Below are 15,189 nucleotides of genomic sequence, written 5' to 3'. Positions count from 1 at the left end.
CATATGAAATACGTATCCCTTTCCATCAAAATTACCGCGGGCCTTTGCCTTGCCTTTTTACTGATGCTGGCCGGCAACCTGCAGGCCCAGACCATTGTTGCCCCGGCAGATCTCTACAAGAACAGCGGGGACCCGTTGCAGGGAACTTCCACCAATGACGGGAACACGATCATCTGCGCCAATGCCGCCACTTTTACGCTGGTGTCTACCACGGCAGACGCCAGCAGCGTTCCCTATACTTCATGGAAGTGGGAAGAAATGCAGACGGACGGTTCCTGGTCTGTTTCCATTGACGGCGGCGGGGCCGTTGCCGGAGAAGAACACAAGCTCCGGATGACCGGCGCCGCTCCCGGATGGCACGTATACCGCGTAACCGCGGCCGTCAGCACCGCGGGGTGTCTGGCAGATCCTGTACTATACACCGTGTTCGTATTACCGCCACTGGCCGTGGAAGCCAAGGCCAATAAGGCCACGCTGGATGAGCTGACCTATTGCGCCGAAAACGGCGCGCCCACATCGGCCAGTCCGGGCGGTACTATCAAATTCACTGCTACGCCTTCAATCACTACCGCATTGCGCGCGGTGCCGGGCAGCACCGGCGGCGGTACTACACTGCCAACCCTGGCCCTGGCTGATTTCAAGATCAATTACAAATGGTTTAAGGTAGAAGACGGCGGAGACCCCACCGGTACCGAGGTGGGCAGTAACGATGATGAGTACGAGGTCAATGACGCGGCTACCTCCGGCGCTACCGCCGTTAAAAAATACACCTACCGGCTGGAGGCAGACTATGCGGTGAAAGCCTGCGATACGAAGAACGTTACCGCGGTACTCAGCGGCGGCACCGGCAATGCCATTATTACTGTAACTCCGAAACCCGGCGCTCCCACCATCACTATTGAATAACGGATGCGCCTGAACGCCGCCATATTGACCGCTTTCCTTTCCGGCGCGGCGGCCGGCGCTGTGGCGCAGCATACACCGCTGACCCGGTACATTACGCCGGGGCAGCAGGTGAAGCTCACCGCCACGGCGTCTTCCGCGCCCCATTACCAATGGTACCGCAACGGCCTGCCCCTGAACGGCGCCCGCGCCCGTGAGCTGGTTACCTCCGTACCGGGCACTTATACCGTGCAGGCGTATTATCAGTTGGAATGCCCCTCTGATCTTTCTCCGCCGGTGGTGATCACGGAAATAGCCGGTGTGGCGGTTGACCTGGCCATGGGCAAGCAGGCGGACAAACGGGTGGCGTTGGTAGACTACAGCCTGGGGTACCTGCTCACCGTTACCAATAACGGGCCGCAACCCGCGGCCGCCGTGGTGGTAACAGACGTGCTGCCACAGCAGCTGGGGCTGGAAAGCATTGGCATACCGTCTGCCGGCACGGCCAGCTACGACCCGGCCACCCGGCGTATTACCTGGCAGGTGGGCGAGCTGGCGGTACATCAGCCGGCTACGCTGGCCCTTACCACCAAAGTGCTGGAAGCCGGCGTCATCACTAACACGGCCAGCGTTACATCCGCGCTGCGGGATAGTGTGCCGGGCAATAATACGGCGGTGCATGTACAACAGGTGCTGCCCATTCACATACCGAATACCATTACCCCTAACGGAGACGGCGTGAACGACCGTCTCCGCATCAGGGGGCTGGAGCGGTACCCTGAAAATGAGCTGATCATACTCAACCGCTGGGGCAATCACGTATTTGAACAAAAGAACTACCAGCAAAACTGGGAGGGGAAAGGCCTGGCGGAAGGCACTTACTTCTACCTGTTACGGATCAAAGATGAAGGCGGGCATTGGCAAGATTTCAAAGGGTATATCATGATTCTCCGTTCACGCTGAAATTTATAAACATGCGTTTCCTGATCTGTTTCTTCTGCCTGACCGGCTTGTGCCGGACCGCTATTGCACAGCAAGACGCCCAGTTCAGCCAGTACCTTTTTAACGGCATCTACATCAATCCCGCCTACGCCGGTTACCGGCAGGAGCTGAACCTGCACGCCTATTACCGCCGGCAGTGGACGGGTGTTACCGGCGCCCCGGAAACCATGAGCCTGGCGCTGGACGGTGTTACGCGCAACGAGCGGGTAGGCCTGGCCCTGCAAATGGCGTATGACCGGGTAGGGGCGCAGAACCTGTTCACGGCTTATGGCAACTATGCCTACCGCATTCCGGTAGGTGAAACGGGCAGGCTTGCCTTCGGTATTGGCGCGGGGCTTGTTCAGGTAGGGCTGGACGCGGGGCGGATAGATACAGAAGATCCCAATGATCCCATACTGGCCGCCGGCCGCCAAAGCATGCGCTTCTTTGATGCGCGGGCCGGGATATATTTCAGCACGGAAAAGTTCTTTGCCGGTTTTTCTGTAGACAACCTGACGGCGCAGTACCAGCAAAAAAACAAACCGCTCACCAGTTTTCTGCCCGTGCCAAGGCCGCATTATTTCCTGACGGCCGGCGGCATGCTGCCACTGGGAGAAGCAGTATGGCTGAAACCTTCATTCCTGCTGAAAGATGACAGGGGCGGCCCCACCAGCGCAGACCTCAACCTGTTCCTGCTGCTGAAGGAGCTGGTATGGCTGGGCGCCAGTTACCGTACAGCGGTATCGCTGTACAACAAGCCGCACCTGCAGAAAGGCCTCACGCGCGCCAGCGATGTAACGGGCATGGTGGAAGTATTTGCGCTGCCCCAATTGCGGGTAGGTTATTCCTATGACCATCCCCTGAACGGCTACCGTGCGTACGCCGGCGGTTCTCACGAAGTGTCCGTAGGGTACTATTTCAGGCAGGAGCATGCGGGCGGCAAACAGTTGCGGTGCTTCAGCTTTTGAGAATTACCGGCCGCAATGCTGTTTGGTGCCAAAACATGCCGGCCATGGCGCCAGTCATTCAATACCCTTTACTGCCTCGGTCAGTATGGAATAGGAGCGGAGCTTGGCCTGCGGGTCATAAATATGGCTGGCTATCATCAGCTCGTCCACGCCGGTTTCTTCAATAAAATAAGACAGCTTGCGGCGCAGGCTGTCTACGCCGCCGGTAAAGGTGCAGGCGGTCATGTTCTTTACATGCGCCTGTACTTCAGGTTGGTAGAAGAAAGCGGGCAGCTCGCCAGGCGGCTTGAGGCCGCTGCGGTTGTTGGTAAGAATGTTCATGAACAGCCGGTACAGGCTGGTAACAAGGTACTCGGCTTCTGCGTCTGTATCCGCGGCTATCACGTTTACACAGGCTATAATGTATGGCGTCTGCAGGTAGGGAGACGGGCGGAAATTTTTGCGGTAAATGTCTATGGCCGCGGCAAACTGCGCCGGTGCAAAATGCGCCGCAAAAGCATACGGCAGCCCCATTTGCGCGGCCAGGTGCGCACTGTCTGTACTGGAGCCCAGTATCCATAGCGGTATCTGCAGGCCCTCCCCGGGGAAAGCCCTCACTTTGGTATCTGTATCGTCATTTTCAAAATAGGCCTGTAGCTCCCGTACTTCAGAAGGGAAGTTATGTGCGGACGCCATATTGTTGCGCCGCAGTGCCATGGCAGTTAGCTGGTCTGTACCGGGTGCGCGGCCCAGGCCCAGGTCAATGCGGCCGGGATAAAGTGTTTCCAGCGTGCCGAACTGCTCTGCAATTACCAGCGGGGCGTGGTTGGGCAGCATAATGCCGCCGGAGCCTACCCTGATGGTACTGGTTTTGCCGGCTACATGGCCTATGAGCACGGATGTGGCGGAGCTGGCAATGTGCTCCATATTGTGATGCTCTGCCAGCCAGATGCGTTTGTAACCCAATGCTTCTGCATGCTGTGCTACCGCTACGGTAGTGTTGATGGCTTCCCGGGCGGTGCCGCCCTCTGTTACGGTAGCCAGTTCAAGAACGGATAATTGAATGTCTTTCATCTCCTCTCTGCTAAATGTCTGTTTTGATAATACGGCTCAGGGCCTTGAAGGCCGCTTCGTTCCGTTTGTAATAAGTCCACTGGCCATTCCGCTCGGACGTCAGCAAACCGGCTTTCTGCAGCATGGACAAATATTCGGAAATAGTGGATTGCGTCAGCCCCGCCTTCTGCTGGATATACCCCACACATACGCCCTGCCGCTCAAAATCATTGTTGTGCGGGTTGGGGAAATGTTTGTCAGGTTCTTTCAACCACTGAAGGATCTGCAAGCGGGTTTTGTTAGACAGCGCTTTGAATATTTCAAGATGCTCCATGCGGCAAAGATACGGAGATATATCGGTTTTTCCCGAAATACCAATAAAGAGTACACGCTGTCATTTATCTATTATCTTTATACCGCACCCGTTCCTTCAACATGAAAAACATTTTTCTGCTTACGCTGCTGCTGCTTGCAAGCTGCTGCGCCTATTCGCAAAACAAACCCAACATGGTCATTTTCATAGCGGATGACCTGGGCGCTATTGACCTGCCCGTTTACGGCAACAAAGTGGTGAGAACGCCGCATATAGACCAGCTCCGCAAAGGATCCATGTTGTTCACACAGGCCTTTGCCGCTTCTCCCACCTGCGGCCCTTCCCGCAGCTCGCTGCTTACCGGGCTGCTGCCCATGCGGCACGGGGCGCATGGCAATCACAGCGGGGTTAAGGAAGGCACCCGGTCGCTGGTACAATACCTGGCGGCGCAGGGGTACCGCGTGGCCATTGCCGGCAAGCTGCATATCGGGCCGGGATCCGTGTTCCCGCTGGAGCGCATTGCGGGTACCAATACCGTGGAACCGGGCTTTGAGAAAACCCCGGGGCTGCATTATGACCTGAATCTGGGGCCGGTAGACGAGTGGCTGGGAAGCGCCGGGCACGGCAAGCCCTTTGTATTGCTGGTAGCGGACCATAGCCCGCATGTAATATGGCCGGAAACGGCTACCTATGATACCGCCACGGCAGACGTTCCCGAATTTCACATCAACACTCCGGAAACCCGCAAGGCGCGGGCAAAGTATTATACAGACATTACCAAAATGGACGGTAACCTGGGCCGGCTGGTGGAGCTGCTGGGCAAACACGGCCTTTCTCAAAACACGGTGCTGATGTTCACGGCAGACCAGGGGCCGCAATGGGCGTTTGGCAAGTGGAGCCTGTATGACTATGGCATCAAGGTACCCCTGCTGGTGAAATGGCCGGGCGTGGTAAAACCGGGTACGCAAACAGATGCCCTGGTTTCACTGGTAGACCTGCTGCCCACCATGGTGGAAATAGCCGGAGGTACGCCACCGCAAGGCATAGACGGGCTCAGCTTCTGCGCCCCGTTGAAAAAGGGCACGCTGAAAACGCACCGGCAAACCGTATTTGCCAGCCATACCGGAGACGGGATGATGAACAGAACGCCTATGCGCATGCTGCGCACTACCCGTTATAAATACATTCTCAACATTGCGCCGGATACGCTGTATACCACGCATATGGACAAGGCTCGGGACCATAACGGCGGCCGTGAGTACTGGGACTCCTGGCGCAAGGCGGCCTTTACCGCTGAGCATGCCGCCGCGGTATTGTACCACTACCATCACCGCCCGGCGGAAGAGTTATATGATCTGCAGGCTGATCCCTCGGAAAGGCGTAACCTGGCCGCTGATGAGGGGTATGCGGAGCTGATGCAACAGTTCCGGAAAGACATGGAGGCCGCGCGCCGGCAGCAGCATGATACCGCTACCGGCCCGGAAGTGATCATCAGGAAAGCCGGCCCGCAGAAACCGGTGGCGCCGTACGTCTTTTAGACGAACGCACGTTTTTTGCCGGAACAAAAAAATAATTGTTCTGGCAAACAGGTCTATTTTAGTATAAATCCATCGTATGAAATATGTATTGCTGGGGATAGCGGTTTTTGCCGAAGTAGTTGCTACCACCGCCCTGAAAAGCGCGGCGGGATTTACACGGTTATGGCCTTCTGTACTGGTAATTGCCGGGTACGGTGTGGCATTTTATTGCCTGAGCCTTATCCTGAAAGAAATACCGCTGGGCATTGCCTACGCCATCTGGTCAGGGCTGGGCATAGTATTGGTCTCTGCCGCGGGCCTGGTACTCTACAAACAGAAGCTGGACCTGCCTGCTGTTATTGGCTTGCTGTTCATCATTGCCGGTGTGGTGATCGTGAACCTGTTCTCCAAAACATCCGCGCATTAGCCCCGCCGGTTATGGAATTACCGTTTTTTAGACATCTTTGTTGTAACTAAACGGGAACAGATATGAAATACATCCTGATATTGCTGGCAGGGCTTCTCTACATGCAACCTGCCGCCGCCTGCAAGTGCCTGCCATTGCCCGCGCTGGAAAACAGTTCCCAGCTGGAAGGTTACAGTTTTATTGCGCATGTAAAAATTGCTAAAATCAAGAAAGACGGCCAGATCAGGGTCAAAGTGAAGGAGCTGTTCAAGGGAGAACGGCGCACGCTGGTGTTTGAACCCGCAAAGGGTACCAGCTGCGATCTCTTCATTGCCAAAGGAGAAGAGTGGCTGCTGTTCGGCAAAATGGAGAACGGGAAAATGGCCGTTCATGCCTGTGACCGCAATATGGAATGCCGCGCTAAAAATACGCCGCCGCCTGAACAGGGGCAGCAGTTGCTGGAAAAATTGCGGGAGCTGCACGGCAGCGGCACGCGTTCGTGAGGCGGGTAACGAGGCCCTTCATCACCCGCGCAACGCCAGCACCCGTTCGTAAATATCCGCGGTAATGCGCCCGGGCGTTCCGTTGCCAACAGGGCGGCCGTCTACATTGAGCACCGGCAGCACTTCTTTGGTAGTGCTGGTTATAAAGGCTTCCCGGGCATTCGCCAGGTCTGCCAGCTGTATATCGGCCTCTTTCACTTTCAGGCCGGAAAATGCCAGTATCTTTTTACGGGTAATGCCCTTCAGAACGTGGTGGGCCGGCGTTAATACCTCATCATTGGCTGTTACGATAAAAAAGTTGGCCCGGGGGCATTCCCGGAGGCTGTTGTTATGATGGTACAGCACATCGTCTGCCTGCTGCTCGGCAATATGCGGCTGCAGGTAAATGGCCTGCAGGTAGTCTATGGTCTTGACCTGTGGCAGCTGTCGTTGAAAGTTGTGGGTAACCAGGCGAATGCCTTTGCTGAACGCATTTTTATCAAAGATAAAAGGCGCCTGGGTAACCAGCAGGTTAGGCTGCGCGGGCGTATACCCGTTCTCTGAATAGCCGCCGGTGAGGGTGAGGCGGATGCCGGAATGAGGCAGGTTGTTCTTCTCCATCAGCCCGTGGATGAGCTGTTTCAGCTGCGCACGGTCTGCTTGTACCGGAAGGTTCATGAAAGCGGCGGAGTGATAGAAACGGTCAAGGTGGTCGTCCAGGAAAGCGGGCTGGCCGTTGACAGTTCTAAGGTAATCGAATATGCCATAGCCGCGCTGTATGGCAAGGTCGGAAATAAGTAGCCTGGCTTCTGTTTCCGCAACAAATGTATTGTTGATGGCTGCGTAGGTATTGTTCATTGCTGGATGCTGTTATATTTTCTCAAGATAGGGATTACGAGGTTCAGGGGCAAGGCCTGCGCGGTATTTCCTTTTCGGCTGGTAATGGTACGGGCGGCAAACAGGGAATTGATGATGGCTTCTTCCGTGGCCTCAATGGCGGCCATAAAAAGGGGAGAGGTCTCATCGTTCTGCAACAGGGGCGTGCTGATAACCGGTGCGGCGGCGGAGTGGGGGATGCGCAGCGCTGCTGCCGTAGAGAAAGCAACTACGTAATCCCCGCTGCCATTGGAAGCAATGCCGCCGGTTTTTCCGAGGCCCAGCATGGCGCGTTTGGCCAGGCGCATCAGGTTGCGGTGGTCAACGGGTGCGTTGGTGGCCACCACTATCATGCAGGAACCGTCTGCGTTGTTCAGCAGGCGGTCGCTAAAGCTGAACGTTCCCATTTCCCTGCCTACAGGCGCCCCGTTTATCTGCAGATTTCCGCCAAAGTTGGTCTGCACCAGTACGCCTACCGTATAGCCGCCCAGGCTGGCGGGCAACCGGCGGGATGCCGTGCCAATGCCGCCCTTGAAACCAAAACAGACCGTACCGGTGCCCGCGCCAACGGCGCCTTCTGCTACAACGCCGCCTTGAGCCGTGGCAAGCGCCTGCAATACATCTTGGCGGGTGATGTGACGGCCCCGGATGTCGTTCAGGTAACCATCGTTCGTTTCTCCTGCCACAGCGTTTACAGACATCACGTTCTCATTGCCTTTTTGCTGCAGGGTGTAGGTGATGAGCGCGTCCATGGCGGTGGCCACGCTGAGCGTGCTGGTGAGCACTACCGGTGTTTCCAGGTTGCCCAGTTCGTTCACCTGCGTGCTGCCGGCCAGTTTGCCGAAGCCGTTGCCGGTATAAACGGCGGCCGGCACCTTTTCCTGGAAAATATTGCCGCCGTGCGGCAGTATGGCGGTAACGCCCGTACGTACGGAATCTCCCTTTATCAGCGTGGTATGGCCTACTTTTACGCCCGGCACATCAGTGATGGCGTTCAGCGTGCCGGGCTGCATAACGCCAATGCGGAGGCCATAGTCCCGGCTGCGTTTTTTTTCCTGCGCCTGCAGCAGGGCAGGCAAGAGGCACAAGGTGAGCAAGATGGGTTTTGAAAGGAGCATACCTGCAATAATAATGAATTTATGGCTGGTGCATGTGCCGCGGCATACTTTCGCTGCCCGTAATCCACCATTCACCCCTCATTTTATGCTGTTGGCGGATATGTTGGCGCGAACTGCTTTTCTTTTCCTGAAAAAGCCCTATACTTGCGCTTTCTTTTAACCTCAAAAACAAGTACGAACATGAAAGTTTTGCGTCCCATTTTACTAATGGCAGCCGCTACCGCACTGGCCGCCAATGTACATGCCCAACGTATCAGGGTCACTGAAGGCAGCCTGGATGTACTGAAAAACGAAAAAGACATCAACATCGAGTATTCTTATGACCATATGAAAGTGGGCAAATTTGACAAGGAAGAAGATTACGTAAAAAGCAGAACGGCAGAGCTGAACAAAAAGGAGCCCGGCCGGGGGGATACCTGGGCCAAAGCCTGGGTGGCAGACCGCAAGAGCCGGTTTGAGCCGAAGTTTGACGAGTTGTTTACCAAAACGGCAGACATGACGCTGGCCACCAAAGCCAAATACACTATCATCTTCAATACCTCTTTTGTAGAACCGGGTTTTAACGTAGGCGTGATGAAGAAGAACGCTTATATAGACGGAGAGATTGTTATTGTGGAAACGGCAGACAAAAACAAGGTAGTGGCAAAAGCTACCATTGAAAAAGCGCCCGGCAGAAGTTTCTGGGGAAATGATTTTGATACCGGCGAAAGGATATCCGAAGCATATGCCATGGCAGGCAAGGCCCTGGCCAGGAAGGTGAAATAATACAATGATGTAAAAACGTACAAGCCCCCGGCGCACAGGCGCTCCGGGGGCTTGCTATTTCCGGGATGGTACGTTACCGCCGCCGTTGTTATTTCCGGCGTTTTTATCCCGGAAGCGTGTGCCGTGTTTATTATTTCCGGTAACTTATTCCGGGAATCGTTATCCCCCGCTACCTACTCCGTTGGCTCCCCGGCTTCCTTCCAGGCTTTGATGCCGCCGTCCAGGTGGGCCACGTTATCATAACCCATTTGTTTCAGCGTTTGCGCGGCCAACGCGGAGCGGCCGCCGGAAGCGCAGTGCAGTATGATCTTTTTGCGCTTGTCGAACTCCGGCTTGTGATATGGCAGCGTTTCGTCCGCATAAAACTCCAGCATGCCGCGGGGAGCATGTACTGCGCCCGGTATTTTACCGCTTTGCTGCAGCTCTTCGCTCTCACGGATGTCTATCAGTGTAGCGCCTTTGGATACTTCGTTCTTTACCTGCTCGGGCGTCAGGTTCTCGATCTGTTGTTTGGCTTCTTTCACCAGATCCATTGCTGATTTTGTACGCATAGTGATGTGTATTTTGGAATTACAAACATGATGGGAAAGCAGGGCTTCCCGTGTTACTGACTGAAATGAAATGTGCTGGAAATAATGTCCGGTCTTTTGTACTGGAAAAACATGCATGGGGCCTTATGTACCAAATATACATTTTTCGGTTAAATCGGGGCCGGTATTTGCAGATATTATAAATTGTGTTAATTTTTGTTCGTCAATCAATTTACTTCATCCCTTTATCTATGGAATCTACACAAGACCTGCTGGCCAACGAGGTCAGCCTCGAAATGGCCGGCAGCGGCAAACGCCTGGCCAATTACCTGATCGATCTGGCCAGTTTTTACGTAGTGATGTTCATGCTCGGTATTGTGCTGGGCGTACTGTACCCGCCGCTGTTTGACTATGTGGACCGCCCTGGCGGCGAGCTGCTGGACCGCCTCTTTACCTTGTTGCTCTATGGCCTCTACATGGGAACGGTAGAAGCGCTTTTTAAAGGCAAAACGCTGGGTAAGATGATCACGGGCACCGTAGCGGTTAACCAGGATGGTACGCCGCTCAGTGCCGGTACGGCTTTCAAGCGCGGCATGATCAGGGCCATTCCCTTTAATGCGCTCAGCGGGCTGGGCACGCCCTGCCATCCCTGGCAAGACAAATGGTCTGACACTCTGGTGGTAGATATCAAAAAATCCATTCTGCCGGCAGCGGAATAACATTCTATTCCGGCTGTAAGAAAAAGCTTTGCCTGCGTACGTATTGGGTCATACCGCCGTCTGATACGCTGCGGTCGTCAAAAATAGACAGCGTATCGCCCTTAAGCTCGTAAAACTGTTTGCTGGTAAGCTCCCCGTCAAAAACAATGCGCCAGCCTTTTTCATTAGACTGGTAGAACCAGTCCGGCGCCAGCCGGAAAGTGCCGGTATTGCCTGCCGCGCCGTTGACGAAGCTGGAATACCGGTTGCCCTGGAAGTCCATGCCGTTGCCATTGCCTTCGGGGTATTCAATACGGCCGGTAAAACCATAGGTCACCCTGCGTTCCCAGCTGCCGTCCAGCGCTGAATTTGTATAGTTCTTTTTACAACCGGCGGCGCCCGCGGCCAGGGTCAGCGCGGAGAGTACAAGGAGTATGTTTTTCATGAAAGGGTGTTGAGATCAATGCCAGTTAAACGGTATGGGCGAGGGAAAAGTTACATGCCGTATTTTCCCTATTTTTATGGATGAAGGTCCCGTCTTAAACCGTATTTGTATGCTGCATATCCTCTACATTATTGCCATTACCGCCGAAGCCATGACGGCCGCGCTCTCCGCCGGAAGGCGCAATATGGACTGGGTGGGCGTTTGTATCATAGCCTGGGTAACGGCGCTGGGCGGCGGCACCATCCGCAACATATTGCTGGGCCACTACCCCATGACCTGGGTAGAGCACCCGGAATACCTGCTGATCACGGCAGGCGCCGCATTGTTTGCGGCCCTGATCGCCTCTGTGATGAAAAAATTGAAAACGCTTTTCCTTTACCTCGATGCGCTGGGCCTGGTGGTGTTTACCATTATTGGTTGCCAGCTGGCGCAGGATATGCACCTCTCCGTGATCATTGTGCTGTTCAGCGGCATGATCACCGGTTGTGCCGGCGGTGTGCTGCGCGATATACTCTGCGGAGATATTCCGCTGTTGCTGCGAAAGGAAGTATATGCCAGCGTGTCTATTTTGACCGGCGGCATTTATGTAGGCCTGCAGCACATGCAATGGAGCATGCACTGGGCCACCCTTATTGCGGCTACCGCCGGTTTTGTGCTGCGCATCATTGCCATCCGGTATGAGTGGCAAATGCCGAAGTTCGTGTACAAGGACGAATGGCATTGAACATCCTACAACCGTGCATTTAAATAGATTGAAAGCAACATTCAAGTATTTGAAATGAGATGAAACCCCGTCTCCCTGCTTAACAAAAAGATAATACGCCCCATGCCCGGTACCTCCTCCCGGGCCAACACGTCATGACCGGTTTTAAATGTCCCTGAAACGCTTTATTGGCAGGGCATAGCGGGGAATGAAAGACATGCGGGATGACCGGTAATAATAGCGAAAACGGTTTCGTAAAAATCATCGTGCATATGTATAAAACCCGTTAAATTACTATCGCAATTACGGTATATCAACCAAAATATCTGATACAAAAAACATAATACACAGTTCTGTTCCACATAACAATCCGGTAACAGCGGGTTGTTTTCTTTGTCCTTTTATTACGTAAACAAACTCAATTGCTTTACATGAACAAATTCTACCTCAGAAAGCAGTACCTCCCGCTGGTTCTCGCTTCCGTAGTTTGCTGCTGTTCTCTTTCCTCCACAGGCCATGCGCGGGCAGCGGGCCTGGTACATGAAAAACACGGTGTACAACCCCAACAGACCATTACCGGCACCGTGAAGGACGCCGCTACAGGGGAGCTGCTGGCCGGCGCCACCGTGGGTATCAAAGGCGTTGCCAGAACTACCAGTACGGATGTAAAGGGCGCGTTCTCACTTGTAGCACCAGATAATGCCACCGTACTGGTAGTGAGTTTCATCGGCTATGTAACGCAGGAAGTACCTATTGCAGGCAAAACACAGATCAACGTGAGCCTGCAGCCGGCCTCCACAGACCTTACGCAGGTAGTGGTAGTAGGTTACGGCACACAGGCAAAGAAAGATGTAACGGGAGCTGTGAAATCACTGAAGAGCGAGGCCTTTAATAAAGGCATCATCAACGCACCGCAGGAGCTGCTGCAAGGTAAAATGGCCGGCGTGAACGTTACGTCGGTCAGCGGTGAGCCGGGCGGCATGCTGGGCATAACGGTGCGCGGCCCCGGCGGGGTAAGAACGGGCAGTACGCCGCTGTTTGTGGTAGATGGCCTGCCGCTTGACAATTCCAGCACCGGCGGCGGCGACCCGCTTAACTTCATTAACCCGCAGGATATTGAGTCTATAGACGTATTAAAAGACGCCTCCGCCACTGCCATTTACGGCTCCCGCGGCGCCAATGGCGTTATCCTCATCACCACCCGTAAAGGCAAGGCCGGGGCCTCTACGCTGCAGTTCTCCGCCAGCGCCGGTTTTTCTTCGCTGGCCAGGGCATTGCCCCTGTTCACCGCCAGCGAATTTCGCGCGGAAGTACCCAAACTGGGCGGCATGCTGGATGACCAGGGAGGTGATACGGATTGGCAGAAAGAAGTGACCAGAACGGCGTTCACACAGAACTATAACCTTGCCCTCAGCGGCGGCGCCAATAAACTCACGTACTACGCATCTTTCGGCATGCAGCGGCAGGAAGGTATTATCAAGAACAACGACATGAACCGCTACTCCGGCCGCTTCAACGCCACACAAAAGTTCTGGGATGATGACCGGCTGGTGGTAGAGGTGAACCTGGGCGTGTCCAACACTAAAAACCAGCGGCCGCCTATCAGCACCATTATTGGCGATGCCATCGGCAACAATCCTACTTACCCCGCGTATGACGCCAACGGCGAGCCGGCCAAATACCAAAGCCTCAACAACCCGCTGATGTATTTTGACCTCGATAATGACATTACTACCATCAACCGCGTAACGGGCAATATTTCCCCTTCGCTGCGCATTATCAAAGGCCTGGTGTACAAGCTGAATTTCGGCATAGATAACTCCACCGGTACGCGGGATATTGTAAATAAACCCAGCGCTGTACCGCAGCGGGACGGGCGGCTGGAAACCTGGCATAACTACAACCGCAACAGCCTGATAGAAAACTACCTTACCTATACGTATAACGAAGGCATGCACAATCTGTCTGCCATGGCCGGCCATTCTTACCAGAAGATCTTTGTGCAGGGCAGAAATACCAGCATCAACAAATTCCCCATTTCGCCCGTAGACCCCATTTACAACCCGGGGCTGGGGCAGGAGCTGACACTGGCCAACAACCGGCCCGGCGGTTATGCCTTCATCAATGAACTGCAATCTTTCTTTGGCAGGGTTACCTACCAGTATGCAGACCGCTACCTGGTAACGGCCAACTTCAGGGCAGACGGGTCTTCCAAGTTCGGTACCAATAACAAGTACGGTTTCTTCCCGTCTTTCTCCCTGGGCTGGAAAATATCTGAAGAAGGTTTCCTCAAAGGCTCGTCTGCTATCAGCATGCTGAAGCTGCGCGCAGGCTGGGGGCAAACCGGCAACCAGGAGATCCCTTCCAAAATCACACAGGCGCTGTTCACCTCCACCGTTTCAGGTAGCACCAGCTACCCGCTTTACGGCAGCGGGCCTTATCCGGCAGGTACGGTATACTCCCGCCTGGCCAACCCGGACATACAATGGGAAATTTCCAAACAGACCAACATAGGCCTGGACTTTGGTTTTATGAGAGGCGCGCTCTCCGGTTCTGTAGATGTATTCAACAAGATATCCAGCAACATACTGCTGGAAGTGATACCGGCAGACCCGGTGCAGCCGGCGGGTACTTTCTGGACCAACGTGAAAGACATGACCATCACCAACAGGGGCGTGGAGCTTGACCTGGACTACCGCCAGCATTTTGCAGCTTCCGGCTTCGGCTTTAACCTGGGCGGCAACATCACCTATATGAACAACAAGGTGGAACACTCGCCCTACTCCGTGATCCCCTCCGGTTCTGCTTCCGGCTCGGGCCTTACGTCCGCTACCATTAACGGTTACATCAACGGCGAACCCATTGGCACGTTCTTCCTGAAAGAGTGGACAGGCTTTGACGCCAACGGCCTCAGCACTTACCGCGACCTTGACAAAGACGGCATCGAATCAGACAAGGACCGCATTGCCGCCGGTACGGCGTTGCCCAATGTGCTGTACAGCTTCCATGGCAGCGTGAACTACCGGAACTTTGACCTCACCGCCAACTTCAACGGCGTGGCAGGCAACAAGATCTATGACAACACGGCCAATGCCAGTTTCTACAAACTCAAGCTCTCCAAAAACGTGAACACCACGCCGGAGGCCATCGCATACCCTGAAGAATCAGTGAACAACGCAGCCCCGGTGAGCACCCGTTATCTGAAAAACGGGGCTTACCTGCGGCTGAACAACGTAACCCTCGGCTACAACTTCAATACCACCGCCCTGGGCATCAAAAACTGGGTCAATTCGCTCCGCCTGTCTGTAACCGGGCAAAACCTGTTTATAGCCACCAAATACGACGGCTATGATCCGGAGGTGAATACGGACCGGACCATCAACGGTATTTCGTCTTACGGCATTGACTTCATGAGCTATCCCAAGGCCAAATCCGTCATTTTCAGTTTAAATGTTTCATTCTAAGAGCTTTCG

At 54.5% G+C, this 15,189-nt stretch carries 16 protein-coding genes; 10 read left to right on the top strand and 6 right to left on the bottom strand.

The window, feature by feature from the left end:
* Positions 1–3: 3 nt before the first annotated feature.
* The 3 genes from D3A97_RS24500 to D3A97_RS24490 are packed head-to-tail and all read left to right on the top strand — an operon-like array spanning position 4 to position 2,831.
* On the top strand, positions 4–906 hold the full coding sequence (locus D3A97_RS24500; RefSeq protein WP_119081204.1) for a hypothetical protein: 903 nt from the start codon (positions 4–6) through the stop codon (positions 904–906).
* A gap of 3 nt (positions 907–909) precedes the next feature.
* Positions 910–1,845, top strand: coding sequence for a T9SS type B sorting domain-containing protein (locus tag D3A97_RS24495; protein ID WP_119081203.1), 936 nt, complete (start codon positions 910–912; stop codon positions 1,843–1,845).
* 11 nt (positions 1,846–1,856) lie between these two features.
* The gene (locus tag D3A97_RS24490; RefSeq protein WP_119081202.1) at positions 1,857–2,831 is read left to right on the top strand and encodes a PorP/SprF family type IX secretion system membrane protein; all 975 of its coding nucleotides are present in this window, start codon (positions 1,857–1,859) and stop codon (positions 2,829–2,831) included.
* A gap of 54 nt (positions 2,832–2,885) precedes the next feature.
* Here D3A97_RS24490 and D3A97_RS24485 read toward each other — a convergent pair whose 3' ends face one another.
* Positions 2,886–3,884 (bottom strand): LLM class flavin-dependent oxidoreductase, encoded by a 999-nt coding sequence (locus D3A97_RS24485; RefSeq protein ID WP_119081201.1) that lies wholly within the window; start codon positions 3,882–3,884, stop codon positions 2,886–2,888.
* Positions 3,885–3,894: 10 nt separating this feature from the next.
* Positions 3,895–4,197, bottom strand: a complete 303-nt coding sequence (locus D3A97_RS24480; protein WP_119081200.1) for an ArsR/SmtB family transcription factor — start codon at positions 4,195–4,197, stop codon at positions 3,895–3,897.
* A 101-nt stretch (positions 4,198–4,298) separates the two neighbouring features.
* Here D3A97_RS24480 and D3A97_RS24475 point away from each other — a divergent pair, with 101 nt between their 5' ends.
* The 3 genes from D3A97_RS24475 (at position 4,299) to D3A97_RS24465 (ending at position 6,602) form a co-directional block, all read left to right on the top strand.
* A complete protein-coding gene (locus D3A97_RS24475) occupies positions 4,299–5,714 on the top strand; it encodes a sulfatase family protein (RefSeq protein WP_119081199.1) in 1,416 nt (471 codons plus the stop codon).
* 76 nt (positions 5,715–5,790) lie between these two features.
* Entirely contained in the window at positions 5,791–6,120 is a 330-nt protein-coding gene (locus D3A97_RS24470; RefSeq protein WP_119081198.1) for an SMR family transporter, read from the top strand.
* Positions 6,121–6,182: 62 nt separating this feature from the next.
* Positions 6,183–6,602 (top strand): hypothetical protein, encoded by a 420-nt coding sequence (locus D3A97_RS24465; RefSeq protein ID WP_119081197.1) that lies wholly within the window; start codon positions 6,183–6,185, stop codon positions 6,600–6,602.
* A 21-nt stretch (positions 6,603–6,623) separates the two neighbouring features.
* Here D3A97_RS24465 and D3A97_RS24460 read toward each other — a convergent pair whose 3' ends face one another.
* Positions 6,624–7,439: an aminotransferase class IV gene (locus D3A97_RS24460; RefSeq protein WP_119081196.1), complete on the bottom strand. Its 816-nt coding sequence runs from the start codon at positions 7,437–7,439 to the stop codon at positions 6,624–6,626.
* Positions 7,436–8,575, bottom strand: a complete 1,140-nt coding sequence (locus D3A97_RS24455) for a DmpA family aminopeptidase (RefSeq protein ID WP_119081195.1) — start codon at positions 8,573–8,575, stop codon at positions 7,436–7,438. The genes D3A97_RS24460 and D3A97_RS24455 overlap by 4 nt, the downstream gene beginning before the upstream one ends.
* 180 nt (positions 8,576–8,755) lie before the next feature.
* Here D3A97_RS24455 and D3A97_RS24450 point away from each other — a divergent pair, with 180 nt between their 5' ends.
* Positions 8,756–9,340 carry a hypothetical protein gene (locus D3A97_RS24450; protein WP_119081194.1) on the top strand — a complete coding sequence of 195 codons (585 nt, stop codon included), beginning with the start codon at positions 8,756–8,758 and terminating at the stop codon, positions 9,338–9,340.
* Positions 9,341–9,513: 173 nt separating this feature from the next.
* Here the strand turns inward: D3A97_RS24450 and D3A97_RS24445 are convergent, their stop codons facing one another.
* Positions 9,514–9,891, bottom strand: coding sequence for a rhodanese-like domain-containing protein (locus D3A97_RS24445; protein ID WP_119081193.1), 378 nt, complete (start codon positions 9,889–9,891; stop codon positions 9,514–9,516).
* Positions 9,892–10,121: 230 nt separating this feature from the next.
* On the opposite strand from D3A97_RS24445, the gene D3A97_RS24440 reads away from it, so the two are divergent.
* The gene (locus tag D3A97_RS24440) at positions 10,122–10,589 is read left to right on the top strand and encodes an RDD family protein (RefSeq protein WP_119081192.1); all 468 of its coding nucleotides are present in this window, start codon (positions 10,122–10,124) and stop codon (positions 10,587–10,589) included.
* A gap of 4 nt (positions 10,590–10,593) precedes the next feature.
* Here D3A97_RS24440 and D3A97_RS24435 read toward each other — a convergent pair whose 3' ends face one another.
* Entirely contained in the window at positions 10,594–11,013 is a 420-nt protein-coding gene (locus D3A97_RS24435; RefSeq protein WP_119081191.1) for a hypothetical protein, read from the bottom strand.
* Positions 11,014–11,122: 109 nt separating this feature from the next.
* On the opposite strand from D3A97_RS24435, the gene D3A97_RS24430 reads away from it, so the two are divergent.
* A complete protein-coding gene (locus tag D3A97_RS24430; protein WP_119081190.1) occupies positions 11,123–11,737 on the top strand; it encodes a trimeric intracellular cation channel family protein in 615 nt (204 codons plus the stop codon).
* Between the two features lie 410 nt (positions 11,738–12,147).
* Positions 12,148–15,180 (top strand): SusC/RagA family TonB-linked outer membrane protein, encoded by a 3,033-nt coding sequence (locus tag D3A97_RS24425; protein ID WP_119081189.1) that lies wholly within the window; start codon positions 12,148–12,150, stop codon positions 15,178–15,180.
* Positions 15,181–15,189 lie beyond the last annotated feature (9 nt).

It is taken from the genome of Chitinophaga alhagiae (assembly GCF_003568665.1).
Taxonomy (GTDB): Bacteria; Bacteroidota; Bacteroidia; order Chitinophagales; family Chitinophagaceae; genus Chitinophaga; species Chitinophaga alhagiae.
This window is presented reverse-complemented; position numbering and strand designations above follow the sequence as displayed.

What these genes read in the sequence shown, in the direction of transcription:
- D3A97_RS24500 (WP_119081204.1), top strand. Translation starts at nt 4, where the DNA reads ATGAAATACGTATCCCTTTCCATCAAAATTACCGCGGGCCTTTGCCTT.
- D3A97_RS24495 (WP_119081203.1), top strand. Translation starts at nt 910, where the DNA reads ATGCGCCTGAACGCCGCCATATTGACCGCTTTCCTTTCCGGCGCGGCG.
- D3A97_RS24490 (WP_119081202.1), top strand. Translation starts at nt 1,857, where the DNA reads ATGCGTTTCCTGATCTGTTTCTTCTGCCTGACCGGCTTGTGCCGGACC.
- D3A97_RS24485 (WP_119081201.1), bottom strand. Translation starts at nt 3,884, where the DNA reads ATGAAAGACATTCAATTATCCGTTCTTGAACTGGCTACCGTAACAGAG.
- D3A97_RS24480 (WP_119081200.1), bottom strand. Translation starts at nt 4,197, where the DNA reads ATGGAGCATCTTGAAATATTCAAAGCGCTGTCTAACAAAACCCGCTTG.
- D3A97_RS24475 (WP_119081199.1), top strand. Translation starts at nt 4,299, where the DNA reads ATGAAAAACATTTTTCTGCTTACGCTGCTGCTGCTTGCAAGCTGCTGC.
- D3A97_RS24470 (WP_119081198.1), top strand. Translation starts at nt 5,791, where the DNA reads ATGAAATATGTATTGCTGGGGATAGCGGTTTTTGCCGAAGTAGTTGCT.
- D3A97_RS24465 (WP_119081197.1), top strand. Translation starts at nt 6,183, where the DNA reads ATGAAATACATCCTGATATTGCTGGCAGGGCTTCTCTACATGCAACCT.
- D3A97_RS24460 (WP_119081196.1), bottom strand. Translation starts at nt 7,439, where the DNA reads ATGAACAATACCTACGCAGCCATCAACAATACATTTGTTGCGGAAACA.
- D3A97_RS24455 (WP_119081195.1), bottom strand. Translation starts at nt 8,575, where the DNA reads ATGCTCCTTTCAAAACCCATCTTGCTCACCTTGTGCCTCTTGCCTGCC.
- D3A97_RS24450 (WP_119081194.1), top strand. Translation starts at nt 8,756, where the DNA reads ATGAAAGTTTTGCGTCCCATTTTACTAATGGCAGCCGCTACCGCACTG.
- D3A97_RS24445 (WP_119081193.1), bottom strand. Translation starts at nt 9,891, where the DNA reads ATGCGTACAAAATCAGCAATGGATCTGGTGAAAGAAGCCAAACAACAG.
- D3A97_RS24440 (WP_119081192.1), top strand. Translation starts at nt 10,122, where the DNA reads ATGGAATCTACACAAGACCTGCTGGCCAACGAGGTCAGCCTCGAAATG.
- D3A97_RS24435 (WP_119081191.1), bottom strand. Translation starts at nt 11,013, where the DNA reads ATGAAAAACATACTCCTTGTACTCTCCGCGCTGACCCTGGCCGCGGGC.
- D3A97_RS24430 (WP_119081190.1), top strand. Translation starts at nt 11,123, where the DNA reads ATGCTGCATATCCTCTACATTATTGCCATTACCGCCGAAGCCATGACG.
- D3A97_RS24425 (WP_119081189.1), top strand. Translation starts at nt 12,148, where the DNA reads ATGAACAAATTCTACCTCAGAAAGCAGTACCTCCCGCTGGTTCTCGCT.